The organism is Pseudoroseomonas cervicalis ATCC 49957, assembly GCF_000164635.1.
Taxonomy (GTDB): domain Bacteria; phylum Pseudomonadota; class Alphaproteobacteria; order Acetobacterales; family Acetobacteraceae; genus Pseudoroseomonas; species Pseudoroseomonas cervicalis.
In genome coordinates this window covers 576,767-579,879 of the sequence record NZ_GG770777.1, presented here as the reverse complement: position 1 = coordinate 579,879, position 3,113 = coordinate 576,767, and the positions used below count along the sequence as shown (strand labels likewise).

The following is a 3,113-nucleotide window of genomic DNA, read 5'->3' as shown; positions in this document are numbered from 1 at the left end:
GGCAGCGGCAGCTCGACCCAGAACACCGAGCCCCGCACCGGCCCGGCCAGATAGCCGATGCGCCCGCCCATCAGCTCGGCCAGCTGCGCCGCGATCGACAGGCCGAGCCCGGTGCCGATGCCGATCTCGTGCGGCATGGCCACCGGGCTCGCCAGCTGCACGAAGTCGCGGAACAGCAGGTGGCGCTGCTCGGCCGGCACGCCGGGGCCGGTGTCCTCGACCTCCAGCCGCAGGCCGGGGCCGTCGGGCAGGGTGCGGGCGCGCAGCGTGACGCGGCCGCCATGCGGGGTGAACTTCACCGCGTTGGACAGCAGGTTCAGCAGCAGCTGGCGCAGCCGCGTCGCGTCGGCGGCGACGGCCGGCGGCAGGTCCGGCGCCAGGTCGAGGGCGAATTGCAGCGATTTGCGCTGCACCTCGGGCGCCAGCAGCGCCGCGCTGCGCTCCAGCAGCGGCGCCAGCGCGGTCGGCTGCGGCTGCAACTCCAGCTTGCCCGCGGCGATCTTCGACAGGTCGAGCAGCCCGTTCACCAGCTCCAGCAGGTGGCGCGAGGCCTCGTGCAGCACCCGCAGCTGCTCGCGCTGGTCGGGCGCCAAGCGGGGGTCGTTCAGCAGCACCTGGGCGAAGCCCAGGATGCCGTTCAGCGGCGTGCGCAGCTCATGGCTCATCCGCGCCAGGAACTGGCTCTTGGCCTCGCCGGCGGCGGCGGCGGCGTCGCGCGCCGCGGCCAGCTCCTGCATGGCGCGCTTCAGCTCGGTGATGTCGGTGCGGATGCCCACCGTGCCGCCGCCCGGCGTCGCCCGCTCGGTGATCAGCACCCAGCGGCCATCCGGCAGCAGACGCTCCATGGGCGGGTTGTCGCCGCGGTGCCAGCGCCGCATCTCGGCCAGGAAGGCGTCGAGATCCTCGCCGGCCTGCGGATACTGGCCGCGGTAGAAGCCCTCCCGCATGATGTCGTCGAAATGCGCGCCGGGCTCGATGAAGGGCGCGCTGACCTGGTAGAAATCCTTGTAGCGCGCATTGCACGCCACCAGCCGGTCATTGGCGTCCCACATGACGAAGCCGTCGCTCATGGAATCGAGCGCGTTCTCCAGCATGGCGCGCCAGCGGGTGCGCTCCGCCTCGATCCGCTCGCGCTGGCGCAGCGCCATGATCAGCGCCGCCGCCAGCGCCGCGACCAGGGCGGCGAAGGCCAGGCTGATGGCCAGCGCGCGGGCGCGCTCCTTCTCCCAGTCGGCCAGGGCGGTGGCGAGCTTCATGCTGGCCGAGAGCGACAGCGAGGGATACAGCAGCGGCCGCACGGCGGAGAGCGCGCGGTCCTGGTCGAAGCGGCTCTCGATCTCGGCGACGTTGTTCGGCCCGACCTCCTCGATGCGGCTGGCCAGCGTCGGCGACAGGCGGGTGCCGATGCGCGTCTCGTCATGCGGCAGGCTGGCCAGCAGCGTGCCGTCGTCGCGCTCCAGCGTGATGCGCAGCCCCGCGCCCTCGCCACCCACCGCCAGCAGCGCGCCGATCACCGGCACCGGCAGCTCGGCCACCGCCAGCAGCTGGCCGAACTCCGGCAGCACCACGCGGCGCGCCATGAACAGCGACCACTCGCCGGTGGCCGGGTTGCGGAACGGCCCGCCGATCAGCACGGCGCCGGCGCGCGGCGCGGTCTCGACGAAGGCGCCCTCCAGCGCGAAGGGCAGCGGACGGCGGCGCGAGACGGCCAGGCCCGTGGCCACCGGCATGCCGTCCTGGCCGACCAGCAGCACGTCGCGGAAGGTGAAGTTCTGGTTGTTCAGCTCGCGCAGCACCCGGCTGACCGCGCCCTGGTCGAGCCGCCCGGTGCTGGAGAGCGGCGCCAGCATCGCCGGCAGCCCGGCCAGCATGGCGTCCACCTGCACCAGGTTGCGGTTCAGCGAGGCCTCGACGGCGCGGGCGATGCGGTTGACCGTGTCGGTGGCGCTGGCCATCGCCGCCTCGCGCGCGCGGCCGACCAGCAGGGAGGTCGCGAACCACTGCCCCGCCAGCAGCGCCACCGCCGCCAGCAGGATCGCCAGGCGGATGCGTCGGAACTGCTGCATCAGTCGCCGCGGGCCATGATGCCGAGGCTGGGGCCGAGATAGGTGTTCCAGGCGCGGGTGCAGTCCTCGCCGCAGCGATCGACCCAGCGCGGCAGCACGGTGCTGGTCAGCAGGGCGCGGCGCCGCTCGATATCGGCGGGCGTCACCGGCACCAGCGTCATCCGCCCCGTCCGGCCGCTGGTGCAGCTGGGCCGGCCGGTGGCGCAGTCCAGCCCCTCGCCGGTCTCGCGCTCCGCCGCGTCCCAGATGTCGCGCTCCAGATCGGCCAGCCCGGCGCGCAGGCTGTGCCGCACATCCTCGGGCAGCGCCATCCAGGCGGCGTGGTTGGCGGCGAAGATCGACACCCCCCAGGTCAGCGCCATGGCGTGGATATGGCTGGTCACCTCGTGCAGCCCGACGGTGTTGCCGGACAGCGTGCCGGTCACCGCGCATTCCACCACCCCGGCGCGCAGCGCCGGCACCACCTCGGCGAAGGGGATGACGACCGAGGTGGCGCCGAGCGCCTCGAACAGCTCGGCCTGGCCGACCGAGGAGGTGCGGATGCGCCGCCCGGCCAGGTCGGCCAGGCCGGAGAAGGGGCGCGAGCACCAGGTGACCTGCGCGGGGTAGGTGTAGACCGCCAGCAGCTCGATGCCGTAGCGCTCGCGCAGCAGCTCGCGCAGATGCGGCCGGTAGAGCCGCACCGTCTGGCGCAGCGTGGCGATGTCCGGGTTCAGCCCGGGCAGGTCCACCGCGTTGAACTCCGGCTCCTCGCTGGAGACGACGGCGACGAGCGCGGTGCCGAAGGGCACGACGCCGAGCCGCATCAGCGGCAGCATCTCCTCGGCGCGGAAGCCGGCGCGGTCGAAGGGCGCGATCTCGGCCACCACCCGGCCATGCGTCAGCTCGGCGATGCGGCGGCGCCAGAAGGGTTCCTCGTAGCGGGTGTACTGCGCGACGCTGGCCAGGCCGCCCACCACCTTGAGCTGCACCGGATCGGCCGGGGTGCCGGTGGCGGGGCCGGCCTGCGGCCAGGCGGGGCCGGCGCCGAACAGCGCGGCGGCCAGC

General features: G+C 73.9%; 2 protein-coding genes. Both read right to left on the bottom strand.

Features of this window, described 5'->3' with window-relative positions; genetic code table 11:
• Positions 1 to 2,066, bottom strand: a 2,066-nt coding sequence (locus tag HMPREF0731_RS24890; RefSeq protein WP_007002421.1) for an ATP-binding protein, incomplete at its 3' end; no start/stop codon positions are given.
• A partial coding sequence (locus HMPREF0731_RS02455) for a TRAP transporter substrate-binding protein (RefSeq protein ID WP_007002420.1) occupies positions 2,066 to 3,113 on the bottom strand: 1,048 nt, incomplete at its 5' end. The genes HMPREF0731_RS24890 and HMPREF0731_RS02455, both read right to left, overlap by 1 nt.